Source organism: Mesorhizobium sp. M7A.F.Ca.MR.148.00.0.0 (genome assembly GCF_003997735.1).
GTDB lineage: Bacteria > Pseudomonadota > Alphaproteobacteria > Rhizobiales > Rhizobiaceae > Mesorhizobium.
On the sequence record NZ_RZTB01000004.1, the window covers coordinates 40,547 to 66,624 of the forward strand.

At 62.1% G+C, this 26,078-nt stretch carries 26 protein-coding genes; 13 read left to right on the forward strand and 13 right to left on the reverse strand.

Annotated features, from left to right (window positions below; all coding sequences use genetic code 11):
* Positions 1 to 17: 17 nt before the first annotated feature.
* From EOB49_RS02620 to EOB49_RS02630, 3 genes are all read right to left on the reverse strand, one after another.
* Positions 18 to 1,133 (reverse strand): ABC transporter substrate-binding protein, encoded by a 1,116-nt coding sequence (locus EOB49_RS02620; protein ID WP_023812803.1) that lies wholly within the window; start codon positions 1,131 to 1,133, stop codon positions 18 to 20.
* A 68-nt stretch (positions 1,134 to 1,201) separates the two neighbouring features.
* Entirely contained in the window at positions 1,202 to 2,296 is a 1,095-nt protein-coding gene (locus EOB49_RS02625) for an ABC transporter ATP-binding protein (RefSeq protein ID WP_127380063.1), read from the reverse strand.
* A gap of 118 nt (positions 2,297 to 2,414) precedes the next feature.
* The gene (locus EOB49_RS02630) at positions 2,415 to 3,311 is read right to left on the reverse strand and encodes a LysR substrate-binding domain-containing protein (RefSeq protein ID WP_013532647.1); all 897 of its coding nucleotides are present in this window, start codon (positions 3,309 to 3,311) and stop codon (positions 2,415 to 2,417) included.
* 84 nt (positions 3,312 to 3,395) lie between these two features.
* Here EOB49_RS02630 and EOB49_RS02635 point away from each other — a divergent pair, with 84 nt between their 5' ends.
* The 6 genes from EOB49_RS02635 to EOB49_RS02660 all read left to right on the forward strand — a co-directional run bounded on the left by EOB49_RS02635 (position 3,396) and on the right by EOB49_RS02660 (position 11,357).
* A complete protein-coding gene (locus tag EOB49_RS02635) occupies positions 3,396 to 5,024 on the forward strand; it encodes an amidohydrolase (RefSeq protein WP_127380064.1) in 1,629 nt (542 codons plus the stop codon).
* Positions 5,011 to 5,943 carry a dimethylarginine dimethylaminohydrolase family protein gene (locus tag EOB49_RS02640; RefSeq protein WP_127380065.1) on the forward strand — a complete coding sequence of 311 codons (933 nt, stop codon included), beginning with the start codon at positions 5,011 to 5,013 and terminating at the stop codon, positions 5,941 to 5,943. The genes EOB49_RS02635 and EOB49_RS02640 overlap by 14 nt, the downstream gene beginning before the upstream one ends.
* A gap of 239 nt (positions 5,944 to 6,182) precedes the next feature.
* Complete coding sequence (locus tag EOB49_RS02645; RefSeq protein ID WP_127380066.1) at positions 6,183 to 7,622, forward strand: FAD-binding oxidoreductase; 1,440 nt, start codon at positions 6,183 to 6,185, stop codon at positions 7,620 to 7,622.
* 228 nt (positions 7,623 to 7,850) lie between these two features.
* Positions 7,851 to 10,004: a penicillin-binding protein 1A gene (locus EOB49_RS02650; protein ID WP_127321660.1), complete on the forward strand. Its 2,154-nt coding sequence runs from the start codon at positions 7,851 to 7,853 to the stop codon at positions 10,002 to 10,004.
* Between the two features lie 206 nt (positions 10,005 to 10,210).
* Complete coding sequence (locus EOB49_RS02655; RefSeq protein ID WP_127321659.1) at positions 10,211 to 10,795, forward strand: DUF1214 domain-containing protein; 585 nt, start codon at positions 10,211 to 10,213, stop codon at positions 10,793 to 10,795.
* A complete protein-coding gene (locus EOB49_RS02660; protein ID WP_127380067.1) occupies positions 10,788 to 11,357 on the forward strand; it encodes a DUF1254 domain-containing protein in 570 nt (189 codons plus the stop codon). The genes EOB49_RS02655 and EOB49_RS02660 overlap by 8 nt, the downstream gene beginning before the upstream one ends.
* A 140-nt stretch (positions 11,358 to 11,497) precedes the next feature.
* Here the strand turns inward: EOB49_RS02660 and EOB49_RS02665 are convergent, their stop codons facing one another.
* Positions 11,498 to 11,686 (reverse strand): hypothetical protein, encoded by a 189-nt coding sequence (locus tag EOB49_RS02665; protein WP_127321658.1) that lies wholly within the window; start codon positions 11,684 to 11,686, stop codon positions 11,498 to 11,500.
* A 188-nt stretch (positions 11,687 to 11,874) separates the two neighbouring features.
* Here EOB49_RS02665 and EOB49_RS02670 point away from each other — a divergent pair, with 188 nt between their 5' ends.
* Entirely contained in the window at positions 11,875 to 12,912 is a 1,038-nt protein-coding gene (locus EOB49_RS02670; RefSeq protein ID WP_127380068.1) for a hypothetical protein, read from the forward strand.
* On the opposite strand, the gene EOB49_RS02675 is transcribed toward EOB49_RS02670, so the two are convergent.
* From EOB49_RS02675 to EOB49_RS02685, 3 genes are all read right to left on the reverse strand, one after another.
* Positions 12,890 to 13,237, reverse strand: a complete 348-nt coding sequence (locus EOB49_RS02675) for a DUF1491 family protein (RefSeq protein WP_027035808.1) — start codon at positions 13,235 to 13,237, stop codon at positions 12,890 to 12,892. The two genes, EOB49_RS02670 and EOB49_RS02675, sit on opposite strands and share 23 nt — an antisense overlap.
* 69 nt (positions 13,238 to 13,306) lie before the next feature.
* Complete coding sequence (locus EOB49_RS02680; RefSeq protein ID WP_127268164.1) at positions 13,307 to 14,104, reverse strand: peptidoglycan-binding protein; 798 nt, start codon at positions 14,102 to 14,104, stop codon at positions 13,307 to 13,309.
* A complete protein-coding gene (locus tag EOB49_RS02685) occupies positions 14,079 to 15,809 on the reverse strand; it encodes a PAS domain-containing sensor histidine kinase (RefSeq protein ID WP_127380069.1) in 1,731 nt (576 codons plus the stop codon). The genes EOB49_RS02680 and EOB49_RS02685 overlap by 26 nt, the downstream gene beginning before the upstream one ends.
* A gap of 536 nt (positions 15,810 to 16,345) precedes the next feature.
* On the opposite strand from EOB49_RS02685, the gene EOB49_RS02690 reads away from it, so the two are divergent.
* Together EOB49_RS02690 and EOB49_RS02695 are read left to right on the forward strand one after the other, a co-directional pair.
* A complete protein-coding gene (locus EOB49_RS02690) occupies positions 16,346 to 16,699 on the forward strand; it encodes a DUF5330 domain-containing protein (RefSeq protein ID WP_027035810.1) in 354 nt (117 codons plus the stop codon).
* A 100-nt stretch (positions 16,700 to 16,799) separates the two neighbouring features.
* Positions 16,800 to 17,228 carry a SufE family protein gene (locus tag EOB49_RS02695; protein ID WP_127292519.1) on the forward strand — a complete coding sequence of 143 codons (429 nt, stop codon included), beginning with the start codon at positions 16,800 to 16,802 and terminating at the stop codon, positions 17,226 to 17,228.
* A 167-nt stretch (positions 17,229 to 17,395) separates the two neighbouring features.
* Here EOB49_RS02695 and EOB49_RS02700 read toward each other — a convergent pair whose 3' ends face one another.
* Together EOB49_RS02700 and EOB49_RS02705 are read right to left on the reverse strand one after the other, a co-directional pair.
* Complete coding sequence (locus EOB49_RS02700; RefSeq protein WP_013532660.1) at positions 17,396 to 17,821, reverse strand: MucR family transcriptional regulator; 426 nt, start codon at positions 17,819 to 17,821, stop codon at positions 17,396 to 17,398.
* Positions 17,822 to 18,264: 443 nt separating this feature from the next.
* A complete protein-coding gene (locus EOB49_RS02705; RefSeq protein WP_127380100.1) occupies positions 18,265 to 18,633 on the reverse strand; it encodes an SH3 domain-containing protein in 369 nt (122 codons plus the stop codon).
* 180 nt (positions 18,634 to 18,813) lie between these two features.
* Between EOB49_RS02705 and EOB49_RS02710 the strand changes: the two genes are divergently transcribed.
* The 3 genes from EOB49_RS02710 (at position 18,814) to EOB49_RS02720 (ending at position 22,121) form a co-directional block, all read left to right on the forward strand.
* The gene (locus EOB49_RS02710) at positions 18,814 to 20,937 is read left to right on the forward strand and encodes a S9 family peptidase (RefSeq protein WP_127380070.1); all 2,124 of its coding nucleotides are present in this window, start codon (positions 18,814 to 18,816) and stop codon (positions 20,935 to 20,937) included.
* Positions 20,934 to 21,560: a LysE family translocator gene (locus EOB49_RS02715; protein WP_127380071.1), complete on the forward strand. Its 627-nt coding sequence runs from the start codon at positions 20,934 to 20,936 to the stop codon at positions 21,558 to 21,560. The genes EOB49_RS02710 and EOB49_RS02715 overlap by 4 nt, the downstream gene beginning before the upstream one ends.
* Before the next feature lie 156 nt (positions 21,561 to 21,716).
* Complete coding sequence (locus tag EOB49_RS02720) at positions 21,717 to 22,121, forward strand: SET domain-containing protein-lysine N-methyltransferase (RefSeq protein WP_127321379.1); 405 nt, start codon at positions 21,717 to 21,719, stop codon at positions 22,119 to 22,121.
* Here EOB49_RS02720 and EOB49_RS02725 read toward each other — a convergent pair.
* The 4 genes from EOB49_RS02725 to EOB49_RS02740 form a co-directional block, all read right to left on the reverse strand.
* Positions 22,118 to 23,068, reverse strand: coding sequence for a cytochrome c (locus EOB49_RS02725; protein ID WP_127380072.1), 951 nt, complete (start codon positions 23,066 to 23,068; stop codon positions 22,118 to 22,120). The two genes, EOB49_RS02720 and EOB49_RS02725, sit on opposite strands and share 4 nt — an antisense overlap.
* A 9-nt stretch (positions 23,069 to 23,077) precedes the next feature.
* The gene (locus EOB49_RS02730; protein ID WP_127269954.1) at positions 23,078 to 23,515 is read right to left on the reverse strand and encodes a cytochrome c; all 438 of its coding nucleotides are present in this window, start codon (positions 23,513 to 23,515) and stop codon (positions 23,078 to 23,080) included.
* A 157-nt stretch (positions 23,516 to 23,672) separates the two neighbouring features.
* A complete protein-coding gene (locus EOB49_RS02735; protein WP_013532667.1) occupies positions 23,673 to 24,272 on the reverse strand; it encodes a superoxide dismutase in 600 nt (199 codons plus the stop codon).
* Positions 24,273 to 24,378: 106 nt separating this feature from the next.
* A complete protein-coding gene (locus tag EOB49_RS02740) occupies positions 24,379 to 25,257 on the reverse strand; it encodes a branched-chain amino acid aminotransferase (protein ID WP_127269956.1) in 879 nt (292 codons plus the stop codon).
* A gap of 157 nt (positions 25,258 to 25,414) precedes the next feature.
* On the opposite strand from EOB49_RS02740, the gene EOB49_RS02745 reads away from it, so the two are divergent.
* Complete coding sequence (locus EOB49_RS02745; RefSeq protein ID WP_027035819.1) at positions 25,415 to 26,077, forward strand: haloacid dehalogenase type II; 663 nt, start codon at positions 25,415 to 25,417, stop codon at positions 26,075 to 26,077.
* The last annotated feature ends 1 nt before the right edge of the window (position 26,078 follow it).

Genomic DNA, 26,078 nt, shown 5'->3' on the forward strand with positions numbered 1-26,078 from the left:
GATTACCCCTGCCCTGATCAGGCCGAGATGATCTTGGTGTATTCGTCGAGCGCCGGCCCGTAGTTCTTGGCGTACCAGTCCATGTCGAGCGCGATCTGCTTCTTCATGTTCTCGGGATCGACCGGGTTGATGCGCTTCTTGTCGGCAGGGATCAGCGCGTCTGCCGCCGGGTTTGCAGGACCTTGGCCGAGCTTGTCGAACATGACCAGCTGCTTTTCAGGGTCCTGGGCACTGGCGATGAACTTCATCGCAGCGTCCTTGCCGCCGGGATTGCCCTTGAGCACGGCGAGCGCACCGGGCGAGATCAGGCCCTGGTCCCAGATGAACTTGATCTTGCCGCCGCTATCCTGCTCGATCAGTGAAGCGCGGGTCGACCAGACGATCGCCATCGAGGCCTCGCCATTGAGCAGCACACTCTGGCTTTCGGCGCCGCCACCCCAATAGGCAACGACGTTTTCCTTGAAGGCGGCGATCTTGTCATGGGCGCGCTTGAGGTCGAGCGGGTAGAGCGACGCAGGCGCGATACCGTCGGCGAGCAGCGCCGCTTCCCAGCTCGACACGCCCCATTTGTAGAGCGAGCGCTTGCCGGGGAATTTCTTCACATCGAAGAAATCGGCCATGCCGGTCGGCGCGTCCTTGCCGTACTTCTCGGAATCATAGGCGATGACATAGGAGAAGAAATAGGTCGATGCGGCGTATTCCCAACCAAAGCCGGGCCGCATCTTCTTCTTGTCGACGATGTTGTAATCGATCGGCTCGAGAGCCCCTTGGGCGCCGAGCGTGATGGCTGAGAACGGGTCTACGTCGACGAGATCCCAAGTCGGCGCGCCGCTCTTGAACTGCGCGGCGATGGCGCCTTCGGTCGGACCCGAACCGTCCATCTTGACGGTGATGCCGGTGTCCTTGGTGAAGGCCTGGCCATAGGCGGCATCGTAGGCGGTGATGGCATCGCCACCCCAGTTGACCAGCACAAGTTCCTTGGCCTGCGCAAAGGCACCTGTCGAGCGCAGCAGCATCGGCGTGCCGGCCAGCACGAGTGCCGCCAACTGTGTGAACTGCCGGCGCGAAATCTCGCCGCGACCTGCCCTGGCGGACAGGCTCTCGATGGCTTGTTTCTTGGTATCATGTGTCATGTCAGTTCCCCTTTTTTGTTGTTGATAGTGCCCGAAAGCGGTGCTGCGATGTTTCGCTCCACCGTTTGTCATTGTCCTCCATGCGGAAGGAGGAAACCCTTTTCCGCCGGCCAGGTGAGCCAGACGGAGTTGCCCTTGCTCAGCGCCGCGGCAGCCACCTCGTTGGGCACCGAGACCGTGACCTTGGCGCCTTGCCGCGTCATCAGGTCGAGCCGCGTTGCCGCGCCGAGATAGGTGGAGTTGGTGGCGGTAGCGGCGATCCCATTCTCACCATCTGCCGCCTCGCTCGATATCGACATGTATTCGGGCCGGATCGCCAGGATGGCATCCCCGCGCACGAGTTCGGCCTTGCAGCCCATGCTGACCGCGCGGTCCTCGCACAGGCCGGTCGAGCCATTGCCGGCAGGCTTGACCCCCTTCAGCGGCAGCATGTTGATCTCGCCGAGGAACTCGGCGACGAAGCGGTTGTCCGGCCGGTCGTAGACCTCGTCGGGCGGTCCAACCTGCAGCAATTTGCCGTGATTGAAGATGGCGACGCGCGACGACAGCGCCAGTGCCTCGCTCTGGTCGTGGGTGACGAAGACGAAGGTGGTGCCGGTCTCCTGGTGCAGCCGCTTCATCTCGGCCTGCATCTGGCCGCGCAGGCCCTTGTCGAGCGCGGAAAACGGTTCGTCGAGCAACAGCACGCCCGGTTCGAACACCAGCGCGCGGGCCAGCGCCACGCGCTGCTGCTGGCCGCCCGACAGTTGCGCCGGCAGTTTTTTCTCGTGGCCCTTGAGGCCGACGCGCTCGATCATCTCGCCGACGCGGCGCTTGATGTCGGCGGCCGATTTCTTGCGCACCTTGAGTGGGAAGGCGATGTTGGCTTCAACGCTCATATGCGGGAACAGCGCGTAGCCCTGGAACACCATGCCGGCGGCACGTTGCTCGGCCGGCCGGTCGGTGATGTCGACCCCGTCGCTGAACAGCTTGCCTTCGGTCGGCTGCACGAAGCCGGCAAGGATCATCAGGAAGGTGGTCTTGCCCGAACCGGACGGCCCGAGCAGGGTCAGGAACTCGCCACGGCCGATATCGAGCGACAGATTGTCCAGCGCACGGAACGAGCCGAAGCTCTTGCCGATCCCGATTGCCTTGATCTCTGCGGCACGGCCGGGTTGCTGCATACTGCCCTTTCCCTAACGCTTGTCGAAATCGTAGGCAGGGTGCCGGCTCACCGCAACCGAATAGTTTTCGCGTGATCGGCAAATTCCATTCATCTATGGCGAGATGTCGCCACCTGCCTCAATACGGCAGAATGCGGTTCTCCTGGAGTTTCGACCGCAGCCATCCTGCGAACGCTTCGAGCACCGGATGCGAAGCCTTGGCGTGTTCGGAGACCAGGAAATAGGAACGCGGCGACTTGATCGCGATGTCGAACGGCCTGACCAGCCGGCCCTCGCTCAGCGCCCGCCGGCTGGTCAGTTCGTCGCCCATGGCGATGCCCTGGCCGGCAATCGCCGCCGAAAAGACGAGGTTCATGTCCGAAAAGAAGATGCCGCCCTCAATGTCGGGGTTTTCCACCTTGGACAGCGCCAGCCAGCGCGCCCAATCCTCGGTGTCATCGAGATGCAGCAGGTTGGCGCGCAGAACGTCCGACGGCCGGGAGAAACCGCCGACCTTGTTGAGCAGCGTCGGGCTGCAGAGCGGCGTGAACGAGATTTCGCAGAGCGGCTCGACCGCCCGGTTCGGCCAATTGCCGACACCAAACGCAATGAAGGCATCGGCATCGGCATTGCTGACATCGTCGAGCCGGCGCGGCGTCAGGATGCGCAGCGCCACGTCAGGATACATCTGCCGGAACTCGCCGATATGGGTGCACAAGAACAGCGAGGCGAAGCCGGGCGTGCAACTGACGGCGAACGAGCCGCCGACTCCGGTGCCGGCATCGCGCGTCACCGCGTCGCCCAGAACGGTGAGCGCCTTGCGCACATCGCTGGCGTAGCGCTGGCCGCGCGGCGTCAGCGCCACGCCCTTGCCGATGCGTTCGAGCAGGTCGAAGCCGAGGTCGCGCTCCAGCAGGCGAAGCTGATGGCTAACAGCGCTGCGGGTCAGGTGCAACTCGTCGGCGGCGCGCCAGACGCTGCCGTGCCGGGCGAAGCTGTCGAGCGCACGCAGCGCTTGTGTCGATGGTATACGCAAGGAGCCTCAGGTGAACCGAATTTGCACGAACCGGGAAAACATATCACTTTTTAGCGACCCGCTTCACTGCTTTCTTCTCATGCCATGGAGAAACCGGTGGCCACCTCGGCGCAAGCAACCGCCCTTGCCTGTCTCGACGGCATCCAGCCGTTGTTGTCCGCGTGGACACGCACCATCTTCGATTTCGGCGAGACCGCGTGGCGGGAGTATCAATCAGCCGCCTGGTATGTCGAGCGGCTGAAACTCGAAGGCTTTTCCGTCGAAGAAGGCTCCGGCGGCATGCCGACCGCCTTCTGCGCGCATTGGACCAACGGTCCCGGCCCGACCATCGGCATGTACGCCGAATACGACGCGGTGCCGGGCAATTGCCAGGATGCCGCTACGGTCGAGCGTCCGCGCCGGGGACTTGGCAACCAGGCCGGCGGCCACACCGACCCGCATTCCGGCCTCGGGATTTCGAGCCTCGGCGGGCTGCTGGCGACCAAGGCGGCGATGCAGCGCCGCGGCATATCAGGCACGCTGCGCTTCACCGGCGAGCCGGCGGAAAAGGTGCGCGGGTCAAAGCCGATCCATGCCGCCAAGGGCTATTATGACGGCCTTGCCGGCATGATCTCCTTTCATCCGTTCTACATGCTGCCGCTCTGCAACACGGCGCGCTGGGACACGCATTGCGGCGCGGCCTACGCGATGATCTATCGCTTCATCTGCGACCAACCGGAGCGCTGGGCGCTGGCTGCGGGTGCTGCACCCATTCCGCAAGCACATTCGGCGGCGCGCGCCCCCGGCGCCAACGACGCATTGATGATGATGTACATGGCCTCCAAGGCTCTGCGCGATTCCATGCTGCCGCACCAGGGCGGCTGGTCGATCAGCGAAGCGATCCTGACGGCGGGGCAAGCAACCGCCGACAATTTGCCGGCGGGGCTGGCCGAGATACAGTACATGATCCGCGTGCCGACGCTTGCCATGGCCGAGCAGGTCACCACGGTGCTCGACCGCAATGCCGAGGCCGCTGCCGGCATGAGCGGCTGCCGCCATGAGCGGCATTGGGTGTCGAAGTCACGACCGGGACTTGCCAATCATGCCATGGCCGAAATCGCCTATGAAGCGCTGTCGACGGCTGGGCCGCCGCGCTGGGACGAGGACGCCAAGGCAGTTGCCCGCGAAATACAGGTCAATGCCGGGCGCATGGCGAGCGACGAGCCGTTCATCGAAGAGCTAGAGCGCTTGATCGAGCCGCAGGCGGCGGAAGCGATCCTGCGCCGCGATCTGCCGCCCTCGCAAGTCAATTCGACCTCCGACGATTACACCGACATGAGCTGGCATACGCCGACGGCGCGGTTCTATGTCGCCCGCCCGGCGCTGCGTTCGGAGACCGGCTACCCCTATCCGGCATGGGTGATGAATGCGCTGGGCGGCATTTCGGCGACGATCGACCCGATGGTCATCTGCGCGTCCAAGACGGTCGCGCTGGCGGCGCTCCGCCTGCTGGAAGACCAGACCGCCCGCGATGCGGCGATGAATGAATTCGTCGCCCGTACCGGCGGCGGAATCGGTGGTTCGAACTGGATTGCGCCGCTCTGCGACTACGAGCCGCCGATTGGGTTTCGTTGGCCCGAATATGTCACCACCCCGCGCGGACGCGACTGGTGGATACCGAGCAATCAGACACCCCAAACCACCTCACGAGGAGCATCCCATGACCGTTCATGACCGCATTGTCGCCGAGCCGTTTTCGCTGCAGCGCCGCAACCCCGCCGGCGGCACCAAGCCGCTGACCGCCTGGGGTTTTGCCAACGAGACCGACGTGCTGACCGACGTCCTGCTTGGCTCACCCAATTTCCTGCGCCATCTGGCGACCAGTTCGCTGTCGCGAAAGCATCTGCGCGAGGCGCCCTGCAACGTCCAGATCGCCCAGGCCCAGCACAAGGACCTGGTCGCCGCCTACGAGCATTTCGGCGTCAACATCCACTGGCACGAGCCGACGCCTGAGCTGCCGATGCAGGTCTATTCCCGCGATTCCAGCGTCATGACGCCCTACGGCGCCTTCATTACCGCCATGGCCAACTGGTGGCGGCGCGGCGAGAACTATGCCGCGATCCGCACCTACGAAAAGCTCGGCATCCCGATCTACGACATGGTCACCGCAGGCACGTTCGAGGGCGGTGACTTCAACGTCATCGAGGACGGCGTCGTGCTGATCGGCTGCGGCGGCGCGCGTACGCAGGAGGAAGGTGCGCGCCAGGTACAGGCCTGGTTCGACAAGGAGGGTTGGGAAACCCGCATCGCCTTCATCGACGAGTATTATGTTCATATCGACCTGATGGTGGTGCCGATCGCCGAGAAACTGACCGCTGTCTGCCTCGCCTGCACCGAACCCGGCATTGTCGACTGGTTGAAGGGCAAGGGCCACGAGATCATCGACGTGCCGTTCCAGGATACGATGGCGCTGGGCTGCAACTTCATGTCGCTGGGCAGGGACCGGGTGATCGCGCCGACCTCCAGCCAGGCGCTGATCGGTCAGCTCAAGGCGCGCGGCTTCGAGGTCGCGGCCGTCGACATGAGCGAGATCTCGAAGACCGGCGGCGGCATCCACTGCATGGCGCAGGCGCTGAAGCGCGAACCGGCCTGAGGAGTGGGATAGCGCTACGCTGCTTCGCTCACATTCGCATCAGCATGATCGGCATCCTGGCGGCCGAGGGTGCAAGGTCGCGCGCGCAAAACGGCTGAGATCGCCGGCTGGCGGCACCATGTGCCCCGCTGGCGAGTCGCAACGCTGGCCGACGCGAAACTTGCGCGATAGCTAATATAAGCGCACAGTAAAAACGTCTTTTGGGAGAGGACAGCTCATCTGCAAATCGGGAGGAAACCATGAACACCATGAGCCTCACCACGCTTGAACGCGGAAAAACGACAATCGACGCCGCAGCCCTGGAAGCGTTTTCGGCACAATTGCGCGGCAAAATGCTGAGCGAAGGCGATGCCGCGTACGACGAAGCACGGACCGTCTGGAATGCCACGGTCGACCGGCTGCCCGGGCTGATCGTGTGCTGCGTCGGCGCTTCCGATGTCATCAGTGCCGTGAATTTCGCCAGGGAGAACAGGCTTCTCGTCTCCGTGCGCGGCGGCGGCCACAACATTGCCGGAAGTGCGGTCTGCGATGGTGGCCTGATGATTGATCTGTCGTTGATGAAGTCGGTGCGGGTCGATGTCGCGGCGCGGCGGGCATGGGTCGGGCCTGGCGCGACGCTTGCCGATGTCGACAAGGAAACGCAGGCCTTCGGGCTGGTGGTGCCGACCGGAATCAACTCGACCACCGGCATATCCGGCCTGACGCTGGGTGGCGGCTTCGGCTGGATCACCCGCAAATTCGGCCTGACCATCGACAATCTTGCCTCCGCCGATGTGGTCACCGCCGACGGCAAATTGCTCCGGGCCAGCAAGACTGAAAATCCCGATTTATTCTGGGCGCTGCGCGGCGGCGGCGGCAATTTCGGCGTCGTCACGGCATTCGAGTTCCATCTCCATGAGTTTGGACCGCAAGTGCTGGCAGGGCTTGTCGTCCATCCCTTCGCCGATGCCGAAAAGGTGCTGCGGGAGTATCGCAAGGCGCTCGAAACCGCTCCTGACGAGTTGACCTGCTGGGTAGTCATGCGGCAGGCGCCGCCGCTGCCCTTCCTGCCCGCGGAATGGCATGGCAAGGAGGTTCTGGTTCTGGCCATGTGCTATTGCGGCGATATTGAGACGGGCGAAAAGGCGACGCAGAAACTTCGAGCCATCGGCACGCCGATTGCCGATGTCGTGGGCCCCAGCCCGTTCACCGGCTGGCAGCAGGCATTCGACCCCCTGCTCACGCCCGGCGCCCGCAACTACTGGAAGAGCCATGACTTCACCGAGTTTTCCGAGGAGGCGGCTGCGGTCGTCAGGGGGGCAATAGCCAAGCTGCCGGGACCCGAGTGCGAGATATTTATCGGCCATGTCGGCGGCGCGGCAGGTCGTGTCAAGGCAGACGCAACGGCGTTCCCACAGCGCAGTTCGCATTTCGTCATGAACGTTCACGCCCGCTGGCGCGAACCCACGATGGACAAGGCTTGCACCGACTGGGCTCGTTCAATCTACGAGGCGGCCAAACCTTATGCCGCCGGCACCGCCTATGTGAACTTCATGCCGGAGGACGAGGTTGACCGGGTCGAAGCGGCCTATGGTGGCAATCATCGACGGCTTCTGGAAATCAAGCAGCGCTACGACCCGCTGAACCTGTTCCGCATGAACCAGAATTTGCGTCCGAAAGAAAGCTTGCGAGCCGCATGAGGCGCGCCGTGCTGCAGTGAAAAAGCTCACGCCTCCGCTGGAGGCGCGGGCACATGCTGTTGGCGCCGGGCTGTATTCTTGGGCCGGCCCATCAGCAACAAACCCAATACTGTGTCTTCGCCGCCCTTGTGAGTGCTGGAAAAATGGAGGAATAGTCTCCCGGAATGCATCGCCCTGAAATTGCCGGTTTGCGGTTCTCAGGTCGTGCAATTGCTAGCCGGATTCCGAATGGCCAGTCCCGAACCGCGCAAAAGAAGAGGTCCGATCGCCGCTCGGCTGCTGGCGCTCGATGCGTGGATCGATTCCTCGCTCTATGAGATCGGCTTCAAGGCGCGCCAGTTCTGGGAATCAGCGACGATCTTCTCGCGGCGCTTCCGCGTCAACGGCTGGCGCCGTGGCATCATCGAACTGTTGAGCGAAGGTTTCACGCTCGGCGCCGTCGGCATCGTGGTGATGCTGGCGCTGGCCATTCCGGCTTTCCAGGACACGGCCGGCGACTGGCGCGCCCAGGGCGACTTCGCCGTCACCTTCCTTGACCGCTACGGCAACGAGATCGGCCAGCGCGGCATCATCCAGCGCGATTCCGTGCCGGTCGACGAGATGCCCGATCACGTCATCAAGGCGGTGCTTGCCACCGAGGACCGTCGCTTCTTCGATCACTACGGCATCGATGTGCTCGGCCTGTCGCGCGCGATCTTCGAGAATGTGCGGGCGAACTCCGTCGTCCAGGGCGGATCGAGCATCACCCAGCAGTTGGCCAAGAACCTGTTCCTCACCAATGAGCGCACGCTGGAGCGCAAGATCAAGGAAGCCTTCCTGTCGCTGTGGCTCGAGGCCAATCTGTCGAAGAAGGAGATCCTGCAGCTCTATCTCGACCGCGCCTATATGGGCGGCGGCACGTTCGGCATCGAGGCTGCCGCCGACTTCTATTTCGGCAAGAGCGTCAAGGACCTGAACCTGGCCGAGGCGGCGATGCTGGCCGGCCTGTTCAAGGCGCCGACCAAATATGCGCCGCACATCAACCTGCCGGCGGCGCGCGCGCGCGCCAATGTGGTGCTGTCCAACCTTGTGGATGCCGGCTTCATGACCGAAGGCCAGGTCCTGCAGGCCAGGCTGCATCCGGCCGATGTCGTCGACCGCGGCGAACAGAAAAGCCCTGACTATTATCTCGACTGGGCGTTCGACGAGGTCAAGAAGATCGCCAAACCTGGCCAGCACTCGCTTCTCGCCCACACCACCTTTGACGCCAACATCCAGAAGGCGGCGGAAGAATCGGTGGAGTTCCACCTGCGCCAGTTCGGCAAGGAGTACAACGTCACCGAAGGTGCCGTCGTCGTCATCGAGACCAATGGCGCCGTGCGCGCCATCGTCGGCGGCCGCGACTATGGTGCCAGCCAGTTCAACCGCGCCACCAAGGCGCTGCGCCAGACCGGCTCATCATTCAAGCCCTATGTCTACGCAACCGCGATGGAACACGGCTTCACCCCCAACTCCATCATTTCCGGCGGCCCGATCAGCTGGGGCAGCTGGTCGCCGCACAATTACAACGGCGGGTCGGCCGGCAACGTCACGTTGATCATGGCAATGGCCAAGTCGATCAACACCGTACCGGTGCGGCTGGCCAAGGATCATCTCGGCATCGGCCCGATCAAGGCCATGGCCGAGGCGATGGGCGTGGAATCGCCGATCGAAGCACATAAGACGATGGTGCTGGGCACCTCGAGCATGACGGTGATGGACCAGGCGACGGGCTACAGCGTGTTCGCCGACAACGGCTTCGTCGGCTCCCGGCACGGCATCAGCCAACTCGTCACCCGCACCGGCGAGGTGGTCTATGATTTCGCCAAGGACGCGCCGCCGCCACACCGGGTGCTGTCCGAGCAGGCGCTCAAATCGATGAACACCATGCTGGCCGCAGTGCCGGTGATGGGTACGGCGCGGCGAGCCCAACTTCCCAACATCGTCGTCGCCGGCAAGACAGGCACCACGCAGTCCTACCGCGACGCCTGGTTTGTCGGCTTCACCGGCAACTACACGGCGGCGGTATGGATGGGCAATGACGACTTCACGCCGACCAAGAACATGACCGGTGGCTCACTGCCGGCGATGGTGTGGCAGCGACTGATGGTCTACGCGCACCAGAACATCGACCTCAAGCCGATCCCTGGCATCGACAAGCCCTTCGTCGATGAGGAGATCGCCGCCAAGGCCGAGGAAGCACAGAAGAAGAGCGACGATCAGGCGGCGGCCGATGCAGCAGCCGAACGGCCGCCGGTGCTGTCCAGCCGCACGACCCAGACGCTGCGGGACATGACCAGGCTGTTCCAGTCGGCGCCCGTCCTCAGTACGCCGCAACCGCCGGAGACGCTGTCGGCGCTGTGATTGGCGCCGAGACAGTTGAGGGGGTGATGGCCGGATCACCGCCATTGCCAAGCTGGAACACCCCTCATCCGACCGAGCTTCGCTCGGCCACCTTCTCCCGCAAGGGGAGGAGGGAGAGCCGTCTGCAATTCTACGTCGGCCCGCTTGCCACAAGGCCCCACGCCGCGATATCCCCGAGCGGCAACTCTTCGTGTTCCCGGCCCCTCATGCTCAAAACTGCCTTCCTGACGCTGCTTTCGCTTGCCATAGCCATCGTCGGCGGTGGCGGCAGCGTCTGGTATGCGCTGAAAATCCAGGATGGCGTCGGCGCCATCAGGATCGGCCAATGGACGGCCTTTCCCGATATCGGCACACCGGCCGCCGATCCCTATTCCAAGGCCCGAGTGGCGCGCGAGGGTGTGCTTGCGCTCGGCCGCGCCGAGGGGCTGTCCTTCGTCGCCGAGCGAGACGCGGCCGGCGCCGAGCTCAAGCGCGAATGCACCTACACAATCGAGGGTGATTTTCCGACGGCACGGTTCTGGACGCTTTATGCCGCCGACCAGTCGCTCGGCGTGGTCGAAACCGGCAAACCCCGGCTGGCGGCGCTGCAATCCTACGGGGTGGTGCGCCAGCCCGACAATTCGGTGATCATTTCAGCCGGCCATCACCCGATGCCGGGCAATTGGCTGCTGACAGACGGCTTCGGCAGGATGTATTTCGTGCTGACCTTCTACGACACGCCAATCGCCAGCAGCACCGGCCTGTCGGACGTCTCGCTGCCGCATATCGTCAAGGTCGGCTGCAATGCGTAGTTTTTACGCTGCGATGCGCGGACTTCTGCATGCCGTCCTGCTCGGTCTGCTCGGCGCCGGCATCGTGCACATCGCCGTGCTGCTGCTGGTGCCCGAGTTTTCCGAACGCGATGCCTGGTCGCGGCTGTCCATGGCGTCGGATCTCTACAAGATGACGCGGCTCGATGCGGAGGCCGGTGGCGCGCCCGTGGTGAAATCCGTCGACCCGCTGTTTTACGCGACGGCCTGCCGGTTCGATCTGGGCGAAGGCATGGTCCGCGTCAAGGCACCTGGGCATGTCCCGTTCTGGTCGGTGTCGGTCTATGACCGCAGCGGCCACAACATCTATTCCTTCAACGACCACACAGCGACCGTGGGCGTTCTGGATGCCGTCGTGCTGACGCCGGCGCAGATGATCGACGTGCGCAAGGATCTTCCCGAGGATCTTCAAGGAGCGATCTTCGTCGAAGCGCCGATCGAGGAAGGCATCTTCGTCATCCGCGCCTTCGTGCCCGACAGCAGCTGGAAGCCGATCGTGTCGCGCTTCTTCGAACAGAGTTCCTGCGAGTTGCAGGACTTCTAGAGCGTGTCGCGTCTGAACGGATTCAGACGACCCGCTTTGGATCTTTGTTTTTATGCATGTCGTTCTCCCAAAACCGAGGTCACTTTTGGGCGACATGCACTAGACATGACCCCGGACCAAAGGTCCGTGGCCGCCGAAACTCAGTGGTGCGGGACCGGTTTTGTTCCTGGCGAGCCCGGCTTGTCGGGATCGATCGGCCGCACTTCGCCGGCATGCGGCCGCTCGTAACGGATGCCGGGAAAGATGATCACTGCCGCCGGCATTTCGGCGGTTTGCTTTACTCTGGTGTTTGGTGCCGTACGCGGCACGAAAGACAGTACCATGCCCATGGTTCGCGCATTCCTCTCGGTTTCCCCGGAGCACAACGCAACGCCTCCAAATGTCATTAAGGCCCGCAGAGGGTTAACGGAACGCTAACGGATCGTCGCTAACTTGAACTTTGTTCTTGGCACTCTCGGAACCGGCACGGTCCCGGTCGAGCGTCGTCAAGGTTGTGTCGAGTACGGGCGTATCCTTCGTGTCATCTTCGGACTTCAGGCAAATCGCGGTGCGAAAAGACTCGGGAAAGGCCGAAAGGCTGTTCCGCGCCGCGGTGTCGGCATTCTGCTCGCTCACCCGCCCATCACGCCGCGAGATCGGTCAACTCGAAGACCTGACGCTGCCGCTGTTCAATGACGTGTCCGTCGAATCTCGCCGTTACGTGGCAGCCGCCCTTTCCGAATGCGAATACGCCCCCGCCGCCCTGGTGCGCCGTCTTTGCGAGGAACCGGTCGACATTGCCGCGCCGCTGCTCATCCGCTCACGCGCCGTCAGCGACATCGATCTCATCGCGCTGATCGGGCGACATGGCCTGCCGCATGCGCGTGCCATCGCCCGCCGCAAGGGCTTGAACCCGACCATTGCTGATCTGATCAGGGCCCTTGAGAGGCCAACCCTGGTGCGTGCGCCGCAGCCGGATGCGAACGCCGCCGCGGCAGACAAGATCGCGCCAGCGAGCACGGAAACCGCCTCTGACGAGCCCGCCCGGGAACAGGCACTCGGCATCGCGGCCGAGAATGCACGGCGCAGGCTGCGCTCGATGATGCGCACGGGCGACGAGGCGGCAGCGACGAACGCCGATCCTTTCAAAGGCGCCGACACCTATGTGAAATTGCGCGAGACAGCGCTGACGGGAAACGCCGCGTTCTTCCAGACCGCGCTCGCCGATGCACTCGATATCGATTTCGAGATCGCGCGATCGCTCACCGCCAACCAGAATTATGCCTCGCTGCTTGCCGCCTTGCGCTCGCTCGACCTTAGCGAAGACAGGGCCTTCCTGATCACGGTTGCCGTCTATCCCGGCCAGTTCCCGCATCCGCAGGCTATCCGCACCTTCCTCGACCGCTACCGGCTGCTGCATCGTGAAGCGGCCCAGGACAAGATGCGGTTGTGGCGGGCGGAAACCCTTTCAAGGGTGGTTCGCGGCGCAGCACCTGCCAACAGCGATACACGCACCGCCTTGAACAGCGACGATGCGACGGCTTCGTCCGGCCTCAGGGCGTCTTCACGGAAATAAGCTCCTCGACGGGCACGGTGCCGGCCTCGATCTCGACCACCCAGATGTCAGGATCGAATTTTTTTTCCCTTTCCAGCCTGGCGTCGAGCACAGCGGCATCGTCGCCTGCTCCGAGCAGAGTGAAAAACCGGTCGTCGGGCTTGGCCGAATCATAGCTTGTCTGCGGCGCCGGCCCGAACAGGGCAACCTCGCCCAGCCTGCCCCGCGCCAGGACGAACACAGCGCCGGCCTCGGTCGCGCCGCGCTTGACCACGGCGGCAAATCCCCCGGCGCCGAAAACCCGGCGCAACAGGGCCGAGACCCACAGATCCGATGTGACGCGCATGAGAGAGCTCCCCAAACTGCGGGTTCTCTATCGATATTTCCGCCGCTGGGCGAGCCGTCGTTTCAGCCGTCAGTTGGTCAGGCCGATCTCGCGCATCTTGACGTAGACGATCTCATCGGGCTCGCCGGTCTGCGGCAGCCCGAACAGCGACTGGAATTCCTTGATCGCCGCCTTGGTGCGCGCGCCGACGACACCATCCAGCTGCATGTCGTCATTGCCGAACGCCTTGAGCCCGGCCTGGATCTTGACGATGCGGGCATCGGGCGCTTGCGTCTCGGCATCCGCCTGCCCGGAATTTGTCTGTCCTGAACCTGTCTGCAAAGACACCGGAACGGCGGCCGGCATATCCGGGCGCGGCTGCGGCCTGGGTACGACGGAAGCGGTTTTCGGCGTCGCGCCCAGTTGATCGAGCAGAAGCGCGTCGATCTCGCCGGACGCGTTGAGCCCGACCTTCTGCTGATAGTCCTGGATGGCCTTGCGGGTGTTGGGTCCGGAAATGCCGTCGACCGTTCCCGAATAGAAATCAAGATCCTTCAATATGCCTTGCACCTGCTCGACAACCGGATCGCCCTTGATCGGTGCCGGCGCGCCGGATGGCCGCACGATGTTAAACGTCGTTTCCGGCTCGTCGGGCGCCGCGTGCGGAAAGCCCGCAATGCTGCGGGTCGCGAAGAATGCGCCGGCATGCGGGAAAGGCTGGTACCACAAGGCATTTGCAGAGACGTAGAACAGCGTCACCAGGAATGCCGTCGAGCCGCCCACCAGGACAGGGTTGCGCGAGATCATGCCGCCGACGGCGACAGCGCCGTCCTGAAAGGCGTTGCTGCGGCGCTTGACTGCCTTAGCCTGTTTTGCGGAGCGAGCCATTTCTGTCCCCTTTCGCCATCGCTACAGGCATGGTCAGCACGCCGGCCTTCTCCGCCTGATGCCCCTTCGGACCGTTCACCGGCAGGCTGATGGTCACCGTGGTGCCCTCGCCCGGCATGCTTTCGATGGACATCGTGCCTTCGTGCAGCGCCACAAGGCCCTTGACCAGTGAAAGGCCAAGACCAGTCCCCTCGAAACGGCGGGTATAGTCGTTCTGGATCTGCATGAAGGGCTTGCCGAGATTGGCGAAATCCTCCTCGGCGATGCCGATGCCGGTATCCCTGACCCAGAAATGGAGGCGCGAACCGATCCGCTTGGCACAGACGACGACGTCGCCGCCGTCGGGGGTGAACTTGATCGCATTGGAGACCAGGTTGATCAGCATCTGCTGCACGGCGCGCTGGTCGGCATTGATGTCGCCGGCGTCCGGCGCGATCTGCGCCCGCAGATCGATGTTCTTGGCCTGCGCCTGCAGCTGCATCATCGACTGGCACATGTCGACCGCTTCCGCGAACCGGAACGGCTCCGGCTCGGTTGCATAAACGCCCGATTCAATCCTGGACACGTCGAGTATCGAGGTTACGACGGCGAGCAGATGCTGGCCCGAATCCCTCACCAGGCCGACATATTCCTTCTGGCGCGGATCCTTGAAGCCGCCGAACATCTCATGCAGCAGCATATCCGAGAAGCCGATGATGGCATTCAACGGCGTGCGCAGTTCGTGGCTGACCACCGCCAGGAAGCGGCCCTTCGCCACTTCGGCGGATGCGGCCGCCTCATTGGCCGCCGCGAGATCCTCGCGCAACCGGGCGATCTCGTCATTCTCGCGCAGGACGAGCGTAAAGACGTCACCCTGTTCCTCACCGCGCACCAGATCAAGCGAGAACGGGCGGTAATTGTCGGCCGTCAGGCTATTGCCGTTCTGAGGCAGGCGGATGCGCAATTCGAGCCGGCGCGACAGCGCACCGTCGCGCATGTCGGCCATTGCGCTGAGATAGGAAACGCGATCCGACAGATGGACGCGATCGAAGAGGCCGTTTCCGGACAGCAGTTCGGGCGGCAGTTTCAAAAGCGTGCGCGCTTTCGGCGACGCGTCTAGGACCTCGCCATGGCGGGCGACCCGCAAGACCACCGCATCGATGATTTCTTCGAGCCGGTCGGCAGAGTCGACCACAGCCGCGTCGGCCGTGTTTTGAAACGCCGATGCACGCGGCATCAGCGTAAGCGCCCACGCCAACGGCACCAGCCAGTGCCACGCCGCGATCTGCGCTCCTGCGAACGGAAATACGGTTCCAGCCAAAGGCTGAGCCAGGATGGCGACAGCGGCCGACACGGCTCCCCACAGTGCTGCACGTCGCGAGCCGCCGATCCACCAGGCTTCGAAAGGCAGCGCCAGGACAAGCATGGCGACAGGCGAACCCAACCCGCCCGCGGCGGCAATGAGACTGCCGAGAGAAATGCCGGCCAGCATCAGGGCGAGCCCACTCACCATCGCTATCTTGCCGGTCGCCGCCACCAGCAAGGCGACGAACCAGCACAGGCCAAAGGCGGCGAAGATGGCGGCCATGGTGACGGCAACGCCCATGCCTGAAGTGACCAGGGTGACCGCGGCGCCGGCGGCAAAGAAAGGAGCGGCGAGCATGACGCCGATGAAACGGCGCTGGCGCTCGCGGTCGCTCCGCCCAAGGATGGACGGATGGACCATACGTTCGCAACCGGCAGAAATCGCGCCAGGCAATTCAACGTATCTGGCCTTGATTGAACTCAACTCAACGCACTCGCACTTGTCGTGGACAGCTCTGCTTTGCAGATGGTTCTGGTTGGCTTTGAAACTGGCATCCAGCGTTTAAGGAATGGATAAGGCAAGGCCGACCAAGGCCCTGGCCTGCGGCAAATATTGGGATGCCGGCCGCCGAAAGCACGGGCAAATGCAGCCATAGTAAACGGAGAGTTATCCGGCGACGGCACCTATCGGACAGGCGCACACGGCACCCGGACTTCCACATTCCAAGAAAAATACAGGAAAATCATGGGGATGTATGGTTATTTGTTGTTAAGGAAAATCACTGGCAATTGAGACAAATCGATTGCAGAACGCTTCGTTTCGAATTTGCCTAAAATTTGCGGAAAATTCTCTCTTTGCCCGCAAGCCGTCCTTTGCGCCTGTGTGCCAAGATCCTGCCTACAAAAGAGGACATGCCATATGGATGCATGATCCGGTCACGACGAGAGGGCAAGGGCATGGTCTTCCTCATAAGAATGGCTTTCTGGTTTTCGCTGGTGCTGCTGGCGCTGCCGCTGGCTGTCGGCCCCGATGAATCGGGCCGCGAAAGCGTCGGGCCGATCCAGGCCTTGTTTGCGGCACGCGAAGCGGTTGGCGATATCGCCGGCATTTGCGAACGCAAGCCCGATGTCTGCGAGACTGGCAAGTCGGCAATGCACACCATCACCGCCCGCGCCAAGGAGACCGCCAAGATCGCGGCAGCGATGATGGACGACAAGTCCGCCGCCGGCCCCGACACGTCGACGATGACCGGCAGCCTGCCCGAAGAAATCGTCTTGCCCGAGACCGTCAACCTGCCGCCTCAGAATTAAGCCGCTTCGACGGCGCACCGCGGGCTGTCTGCCCTCTCGACGCCCGCGGTGTCCTTGTTTTTCCGTGACGCGGAGCCGCCGCGTGACTATATCCGGCATTATGACCACCACGATCCAGACGATCCGCGACGATTTTTCGTTCCTCGAGGAATGGGAAGACCGCTATCGCTATGTCATCGAACTCGGCGAGGCGCTGCCGCCATTTCCCGACGAGCAGCGCAGCGCCGCCAACAAGGTGCCGGGATGCGTCAGTCAGGTCTGGTTGACCACCGAACGCGGGGCTGGAGCCGACCCAGTCATCACCTTCACGGGCGATTCGGACGCTCACATCGTGCGTGGACTGGTTGCGATCATGCTGGCGCTGTTTTCCGGCAGGACCGCCAGCGAAATCCAGCAGACCGATGCGGAAGCGACATTGAAAGAACTCGGCCTCGACGAACATCTGTCGCCGCAGCGCGCCAACGGCCTTCGCTCGATGGTCAAGCGCATCAAGCGCGACGCCGAGGCAGCGCTCAAGCAGACCGCCTGACACCTTCATACCGGATCCGCGCCTCGCGGCGCAAAAATCAAACGGCGCCCGAAGGCGCCGTTGATGTCGATCCGATCTGGCTTATTTTGACGCAATTCCCAAGGGAGAGCTCTATGCGCTTTCCCGGGAAAACCGTTTCACTTTTCCTTGAATTGCTCTGGCAGCGATTACCGCGCTTTGCGCTTGCGGCCGAGGCCCATCTTCTTGGCAAGCTGTGACCGGGCAGCCGCATAGTTGGGTGCAACCATCGGATAGGTCGGGTCAAGGTTCCACTTTTCGCGATACTGGTCCGGTGTCAGGTCATAGTGGGTCATCAAATGGCGCTTCAGCGACTTGAACTTCTTGCCGTCTTCAAGGCAGACGATGTAGTCGTCATGAACCGACCGCTTCGGGTTGACCGCCGGCTTCTGCTTGTCGGCAGGCGGCTGTTCGGCGGTTCCGCCCACACGCCCGAGCGCAGCATGGACATCGGATATCAGGTTCGGCAATTCGCCGACCGGCACGGGATTGTTACTGACATAGGCGGCCACCACATCGGCGGTCAATTCGATCAGCGCATCGCTGTTTCTGGAAGGTGTTTCGACAATATCCATGGTCTTCGGGCCCCAACAAGAGTTACATCGATCTGCGCCCTTTTTTACAAGCAGGGCATCGCACGAATTTTGTGCAGGTAGAGTTTCTACGATTCGTGTCGCGGGCACATCAATGAGCGCCCAGACCAAGTAAGTCAATTCGGCCCTTACGCTATATTGAACGATATTGATCAATTATTCCGCGATCAGCTTCAATCTTTCGTGCATTGTGTAATTTATCGATATTTCGTGCGCTCGCCGGCAACGGCTGACGCAACGTCAGCTCACCGTTACATTCGCGGCATCTCACGAAATGGGTTTTAATGTTTGATTTTGCTTGGCTATCGCCGGGCAATATTGGTTGTTCGCATTCGTCCACAAAACCACAGGTTGCCGCGGTCATACGTAAGCAATCAGGCGACATGCCTGTCATCCTGCGGATCGGCTGATTGCTGCCGGATCAATCAATGCGGCGTGATGTATTTACCATACGCCCAGCCGGTGACGAATTTGCCGTTCTGGGCCGGATCATGCCAGACTTCGCACCAGCGAAAACGAATCTTTTGTTCCTGCTTCCATGCCGGCTGGTTGGCGATGTCGAGCAGGTTAATTCCGCCGGTGCATCGCCCGGTCATCTGCAGAACGGTCCCGTTCGGATATGCGGCCTGCTTCTGGGATGCGCCCGAAGGGTATTTGCGCACATTGAGCGTGTCGCCGAACGGCACATTGGCCACTTGCCAAGCCGCAAATACGGTCGCATGAGACTGGCCGGCAAAGGCCAGAGTTAGTGAAGCAACGGCGAAAGCCGCAGCAGTCCGAGGCCAAATAGTCATCATCTCTCCTCCCGGCTCATCTCCTGGAGCCGACACAATCCATACGCTGTGGCTCTTGAACCTGCCCTGAGCGGCGTGTTCATTCGCCGTTCAAGATATTTCTCCATTTGAGATGGTCCATTCAAGATACTGGCCTATTCAAGATACTGGCCCGTTCAAGATACTGCAAAGCGAGACGCAATGACCAAGACATCCATATTTCCGATCGTCAGCCCGCCTACGCCCGAGAAGCGGCCGGTTTCCGACACGCATCACGGCATCACGCGAACCGACGACTATGCCTGGCTGCGGGCCGACAACTGGCAGGAAATGTTTCGCGACCCGTCATTGCTCGATACCGGGATCCGCGCAGAACTCGAGGCGGAGAATGCCTACCAATCAAAGCTGATGGCCGACACGGTCGAACTGCAAAAGCAGCTTTTCAAGGAGATGAAGGGCCGTATCAAGGAAGACGATTCTTCCGTACCGATGAAGGACGGACCCTATGCCTACGGCTCGTCCTTCAAGCTTGGTGGCGAGCAGCCGCGCTATTTCCGTATGCCGCGCGACGGCGGTGCCGAGCATATCCTGCTCGATGGTGACGCGGAGGCCGCGGGCGAGGCCTATTTCCGTCTTGGCGGCGTCGACCATTCGGCCGACCACGCAAGGCTGCTGTGGGCATTCGACGACAAGGGCTCCGAATTCTACACGCTTCGCGTGCGTGACCTTGCCGACGGCAGGGAGCTTGAGGACCAGATCCCCGACACCGGCGGTTCAGGTGTCTGGAACGCCGGCAATGACGGCTTCTTCTATACACGTCTCGATCCCAACCACCGCCCGTCGAAGGTGCTGTTCCATGCGCTTGGCGACAGCCCGCAAAGCGACCGGCTGATCTATGAGGAAACCGATCCCGGCTTCTTCATGAACGTCGACGGCACCCGCAGCAACGAGTGGATCATGATCGGCATCAACGATCACGAGACCTCGGAATACCGCCTGATGCGCGCCGACGATCCGTTTGCCGAACCGAAACTGGTGTCGCCGCGCGAGATTGGCCTTCAGTACGAGTTGGAAGAAGGCGGCGATATCTTCTTCATCCTGACCAATGCCGACGGCGCCAAGGACTTCAAGATCATGACGGCACCAGCGGGCGATCCCGTGCGCGCCAACTGGCAGGAACTGGTGCCGCACGAGCCCGGCCGGCTGATCCTGTCGGTGATCGGCTTCAGGGACCACATGGTCCGGCTCGAACGCAAGGAGGGCCTGCCGCGCATCGTCGTGCGCGACCGCAACAGCGGCGAGGAGCATCTTTTGTCCCTCGACGAGGAGGCCTTCTCGCTCGGCCTGTCGGGTTCCTATGAGTACGACACCGAGATCATGCGCTTTTCCTACTCGTCGATGACGACGCCGGCGCAGGTGTTCGACTACAATATGCGCACCCGCGAGCGGGTATTGCTGAAGACCCAGGAAGTGCCGTCCGGCCATGATGCGAACCACTATGTCACGCGGCGGCTGATGGCGCCGGCCAGCGATGGCGAACTGGTGCCGATCTCGCTTTTGCACCATCGCGACACGCCGCTGGACGGATCCGCACCTTGCCTGCTTTACGGCTACGGCTCCTATGGCATCACCGTGCCCGCCGCCTTCAACACCAACTGGTTCTCGCTGGTCGACCGTGGCTTCGTCTTCGCCATCGCTCACGTTCGCGGCGGCAAGGACAAGGGCTATGGCTGGTACGATGACGGCAAGCGGGAGAACAAGATGAACACGTTCACCGATTTCATCGCCGTCGCGCGCCATCTGGTGACGGAGCGTTACACGGCGCATGACCGTATCGTCGCCCAGGGCGGTTCGGCCGGCGGCATGCTGATGGGTGCCGTCGCCAACATGGCGCCGGATTGTTTCGGCGGCATCGTCGCCGAGGTTCCCTTCGTCGATGTCCTCACCACCATGCTCGATGCGACCCTGCCGCTGACGCCGCCGGAATGGCCCGAATGGGGCAACCCGATCGCGTCCGCCGACGACTACCGGACCATTGCCGCCTACTCGCCCTATGACAATGTCGCTGATCACGACTATCCGCCGATCCTGGCGCTGGCCGGTCTCACCGATCCGCGCGTCACCTATTGGGAACCGGCCAAATGGGTGGCCCGGCTGCGCGACCGCAAGAGCGGGGACAATCCGGTTCTGTTCAAGATCAACATGGATTCCGGCCATGCCGGTGCCTCCGGCCGGTTTTCGCGGCTGGAGGAGATCGCCTACACCTATTCCTTCGCGCTGAAGGTGATGGGTAAGGCGCAGCCTACGGGAGAAATCGACCGATGATCGATCTCGCTACACTGATTGCTTATGTCGCGGTTGTGCTCGGCTTCGTCTTCATCCCCGGCCCGGCCACGCTCCTTACCATAGCGCGGGCAACGAGTTCCGGAACCAAGGTTGGCATCGCGACCGGCGCCGGGATCGCTGTCGGCGACATCTTTCACACCGTCATGGCCATGATCGGCATATCGGCGATCATCGCCGCATCGGCGACGCTGTTCAGCGTCATAAAGTACATCGGCGCGGCCTACCTGGTTTATCTCGGCATTCGCGCGATCATGGAGAAAACACCAGCCGGCCCGGCTGCCGGCGCGCTTGCGATCTCTGCCGGGAAGGCGTTTCGACAGGCTGTCCTGACCGAAGTGCTCAACCCCAAGACCGCTCTGTTCTTTCTTGCCTTCCTGCCTCAGTTCGTGCGGCCTGAAAACGGGACGGTGATGCTTCAGATGACCGTGTTGGGGGCCATCTTCGTCGTACTGGGCCTTTTCAGCACGGTCGTCTTTGCCGTGAGCGCTGGCCGGCTCGGCACGTTCCTGCGCCGAAATCCGTCGGTGTTACGATGGCAGGGCAAAGTTGTCGGCGGCATCTACTGCGCTTTGGGCGTCCGTCTGGCGCTGCAGCAACGCTGACTCCAGACGATGATCGACGCGCCTTCCGAAGAGGCTGCGTGATCAGGGCTTTTTAGGTTCCCGTTGCTCATTTTCACTCGCAATTGCGATGACCGCGCGCTACCCAGTGCGCGGTTTTTCCCGGCCCGACAGCCTCCAATCGCGTAAAGGTCCATTATGCTGCTCGTCGACGTCTATCTCGACAAATCGCCTATCCAGGGAATCGGCGTCTTTGCCAAGAACCACATTCCTCGCGGCACTCTGATCTGGAAGCTGGACCCAAGGTTCGATCGGCTCATCGAGGTCGAGACTTATGAACGTGCGGCCGGTCCGGTGAAGAGCTATCTCGATCGCTACTCCTATCCCGACCGCCGCGATCCGAACTACATCGTCTTCGAAGCCGACGACGCGCGCTACATGAACCATGCCGACGAGCCGAACTGCGACGTCTCCTCACCGGAGGAGAGCTTTGCGCTGCGCGACATCGCGCCTGGCGAAGAGCTGACCTGCAACTACAACCATTTCTTCGAGACGGGTTTCGATTTTCTCGGCGACCGCCACCTGTCCGAAGACTCGGTCTAGTTTGCCGTCTTCTTGCGGGCCGGATAGCCGTTTGGATGCGCCGGTATCGCCTTCAAATAGGCGGCGATGGCCGCACGGTCCTGCGGCGTCAGTTCGGCCATGTTCCGTTGGACATCGACCATGGCGCCGCCGACCGAATCGAAATCGGGCGTGAAGCCGGTTTCGAGATAGTTGGCGATATCGGCCTCCGACCATTCGGCGAGACCGCCCTCGCCCGATGTGATGTTCGGCACGACGCCATTGCCTTCGGCGGCCACGGCGCCCGCCAGCCACTCGTTCTTCTTCGTGCCGCCCGCAAGATCGCGCGGCGTGTGGCATTCGCCGCAATGGCCTGGCCCTTCGACCAGATAGCGGCCTGCCATCACCGGATCAGGCTTGCCTTCGGGGAAGGCAACAACCGGCTGATCGCTGAGATAGAGCAATTTCCACAGGCCGATGCCGCGGCGAATATTGAAGGGAAAACCGAGCGAATTGCCCGCTGCCTTGCCGGCGACGGCCGGCAACGTCTTCAAGAAGGCATAGAGATCGCCAATGTCAGCCGGATTCATGCGCCCGTAGGATGCATAGGGAAACGCCGGATAGAAATGCTCACCAGAAGGCGACACGCCCTTCAGCATGGCATTGGCGAGGTCCTCGACAGACCATGCGCCGATACCGTCCCTGGGATCTTGCGAAATGTTGGGCGGCACGAAGGTTCCGAACGGCGTCTTGAGTTCAAGGCCACCCACGAGTTGAAGCCGGGCGTCGCCCTGTGAGCCCGGCTTTGCATGGCAGGATGTGCAACCGCCGGCATAAAAGATGCGCTTGCCCCTGGCTGCGTCGCCAGGACCGAGCTTGGCCAGGGTTTCCCTGTCGAGCCTCACCGGCGCCGACAGGACCCACCCGGCAACCGCGCCGACGCCGCCCAGAATGACGACGGCGCCGACAAGTTTCTTCAGCCATGCCATGGCTGGTGATCAGCCCTTCTTGATTCTGTAGCCTTGATGGCAGGTGCCGCAATCCGAGCCGATAGCGCCGACTTGCGCCTTCAGCGCGTCGGCATCGGCGGGAGCCGCAGCGACCGCGGCCTTCACGTCTGCGAGATATTTGTCCTCGGCTGCGTTGAAGCCAGCCATGTCTTGCCAGATCTTCGGCGAGGCCGTGGTATCGCCGGTGTCGCTGCCGGCCGGAAACAGCGCATCGGCATCGAATTTTTCCGCATTCGCCTGCAACGCCTGAAGTTGCGTCAGCACAGCCGCGGCATCAAAGGGCTCCTCGCCCTTGACAACTTTCGACAGGCCGCCGACGATCTTTCCACGTTCCTTCATCAGTGCCTGCCGGTCGAGGACCGGGTCGGCAAAAGCCGCCGAGGCCGCGAGTGCGAGCATAGAGATGGCTATAACAAGCTTTCTCATTCAATTGGCTCCATGATGAAGGCATTTCGGGACAGGACGTTAACGGATGCCGTAGGAGGAAAATTCCCTCCCCGGACGACTTTTGCCAGATCTTTGCTTTTTATGGGACACTGAAAAAGAAAAGCCCCGGGTGATACCGGGGCTTCCTGGAAATCGATCACTTCGCCTTTTCGTACAATTCAAGGACATGGTCCCAGTTGATCAGGCTGTCGACGAACGCCTCGAGATATTTCGGCCGGGCGTTGCGATAGTCGATGTAATAGGAATGCTCCCAGACATCGACGCCGAGGATCGGCGACGCGCCATGGACGAGCGGGTTCTCGCCGTTCGGCGTCTTCGAGATCGCCAGCTTGCCATCCTTGACGGAAACCCAGGCCCAGCCGGAACCGAACTGGGTCGTGCCGGCGGCAATGAAGTCGGCCTTGAACTTGTCATAGCCACCGAGATCGCTATCAACTGCCTTCTGCAAGGCGCCCGGCAGCTTGTTGCCGCCGCCGCCTTTCTTCATCCACTTCCAGAAATGGATATGGTTGTAGTGCTGGGCGGCATTGTTGAAGAGGCCGGCATTCTTGCCGAACGACTGCTTGACCACCTCTTCGACCGACAGATCACCCAAGCCTGCCTCGGCGGCGAGCTTGTTTCCGTTATCGACATACGCCTTGTGGTGCTTGTCGTGGTGATATTCCAGCGTCTCTTTCGACATGTAAGGCTGCAAGGCCTCATAGTCGTAAGGCAGAGCGGGCAATTCAAAGGCCATGGATAGTACTCCCTCGTGGAAAAATCCGGTGTCGATACCGGAGTAAGATAGGTCTGGAATGGATTGGGACAACTCCGGATGAAGCGTCGGTCGCCTTTTTATCCGCTCAAGCAGCGGAAGTCGAATGCGCCCAATCCCAATAGAGTTCGCGGGCCTTTTTGGCCACCGGCCCGGGTTGCAGATTGCGATCCTCGATACGCGTGACCGGCACGACCTTGGAATGGTTCCCGGTCGAAAAAATTTCGTCCGCTTCGAGGAAATCGCGCACCGACAGCGTCTTTTCCGTGGTCTTGAACCCATACTCGCCAAGCAGCGTTATCGTGCGCGAGCGGGTGATGCCGGACAGGAAGGTGCCGTTCGGCGCCGGTGTAAAGACATGACCGTCCTTGACCAGGAAGATGTTCGAGGTGCCGGTCTCGGCAACGTTGCCCAGCATGTCGAGCACCATTGCGTTGTCGAAGCCGCGCATCTTGGCTTCGAGAATGGCCCGACCGTTGTTGGGGTAAAGGCAGCCGGCCTTGGCGTTGGTCGGCATGGTTTCGATGGTCGGACGCCGGAACGGCGACACGGTCACCGAAAAGCCAGTCGCCGGAATCATCGGCGATTCATAGAGGCAAAGGCAAAAGCGGGTAGACGCCGGATCGGCCGGGACGCCCATATAGCCGCCATGCTCGGCCCAGTACATCGGCCTGATATAGACCGCCGTCTTGCCGTCGAACTTCTTCAACCCGTCCCATGTCAGCCCGACGATTTTGTCGGCGCTCATGTTCGGCTTCAGGCCGAGTGCGATCGCCGAAGAATTCACCCTGGCGGCATGGAGGTCGAGATCCGGCGCCACGCCTTCGAACCAGCGGCCACCGTCGAACACGCTGGTGCCGAGCCACATGGCGTGGCTGCGCGGCCCCAGAATGGCGACGTTGCCCTCGTGCCAATCACCATCGACGAAAGTCCATGTCGCGGATTGCGCCGCAGCCGCCAGTGTCATCGTGTGGTCCCGCCTCAATCGGTCTCGTGTGACGGCCATTGGAAGATGCTTTGGCGGGCGCCGTCAACCGGCATCATGGAGTTTTGTTGAGGCCAGTGCCGGGGCGCAATGCAATCAAAGCTTGCACCTTGTCGCACCTGCCCTCAAAACTGTTGTCATGCAATACGCCGCCTATGTCTTCGACGCCTATGGCACGCTGTTCGACGTGCATGCCGCCGTGCGTCGTCATGCCGACCGGATCGGGCCGGACGGCCAATTGTTGTCCGAGATCTGGCGCGCCAAGCAGCTCGAATATTCCTGGGTGCGCACGCTGATGGGCGCCTATGCCGATTTCTGGCAACTGACCGAACAGGCGCTCGATTTCGCCTTGCGCAAGGTTCCCTCGGCCGACCCCGGTCTCAAGGCGATATTGCTGGATGCCTACTGGCGGCTGGATTGCTATCCGGAAGTGCCGGCCGTGCTCAAGGCGCTCAAGGCTTCGGGAGCGAGGCTGGCGATCCTGTCCAACGGCTCGCCCGAAATGCTCCAGGCGGCGGTCAAGTCCGCCGCGCTCGACCAGGTTCTGGATGACATCTATTCCGTCGATAGGGTGCGGCGCTTCAAGACCGACCCGGCGGTCTACGATATGGTCGCCACCGGCTGGCGCCTCTACCCCGGCGCGGTTTCCTTTCAGTCGTCCAATCGCTGGGACATTGCTGGCGCCACCAAATTCGGTTTTCGCACGGTGTGGATCAACCGCTCCAACCAGCCCGAAGAATACCGGGATTTTCCACCGGCCCTTATCCTGCCGTCGCTCGAAGCCCTTGTGCCCGGCAGCTAGG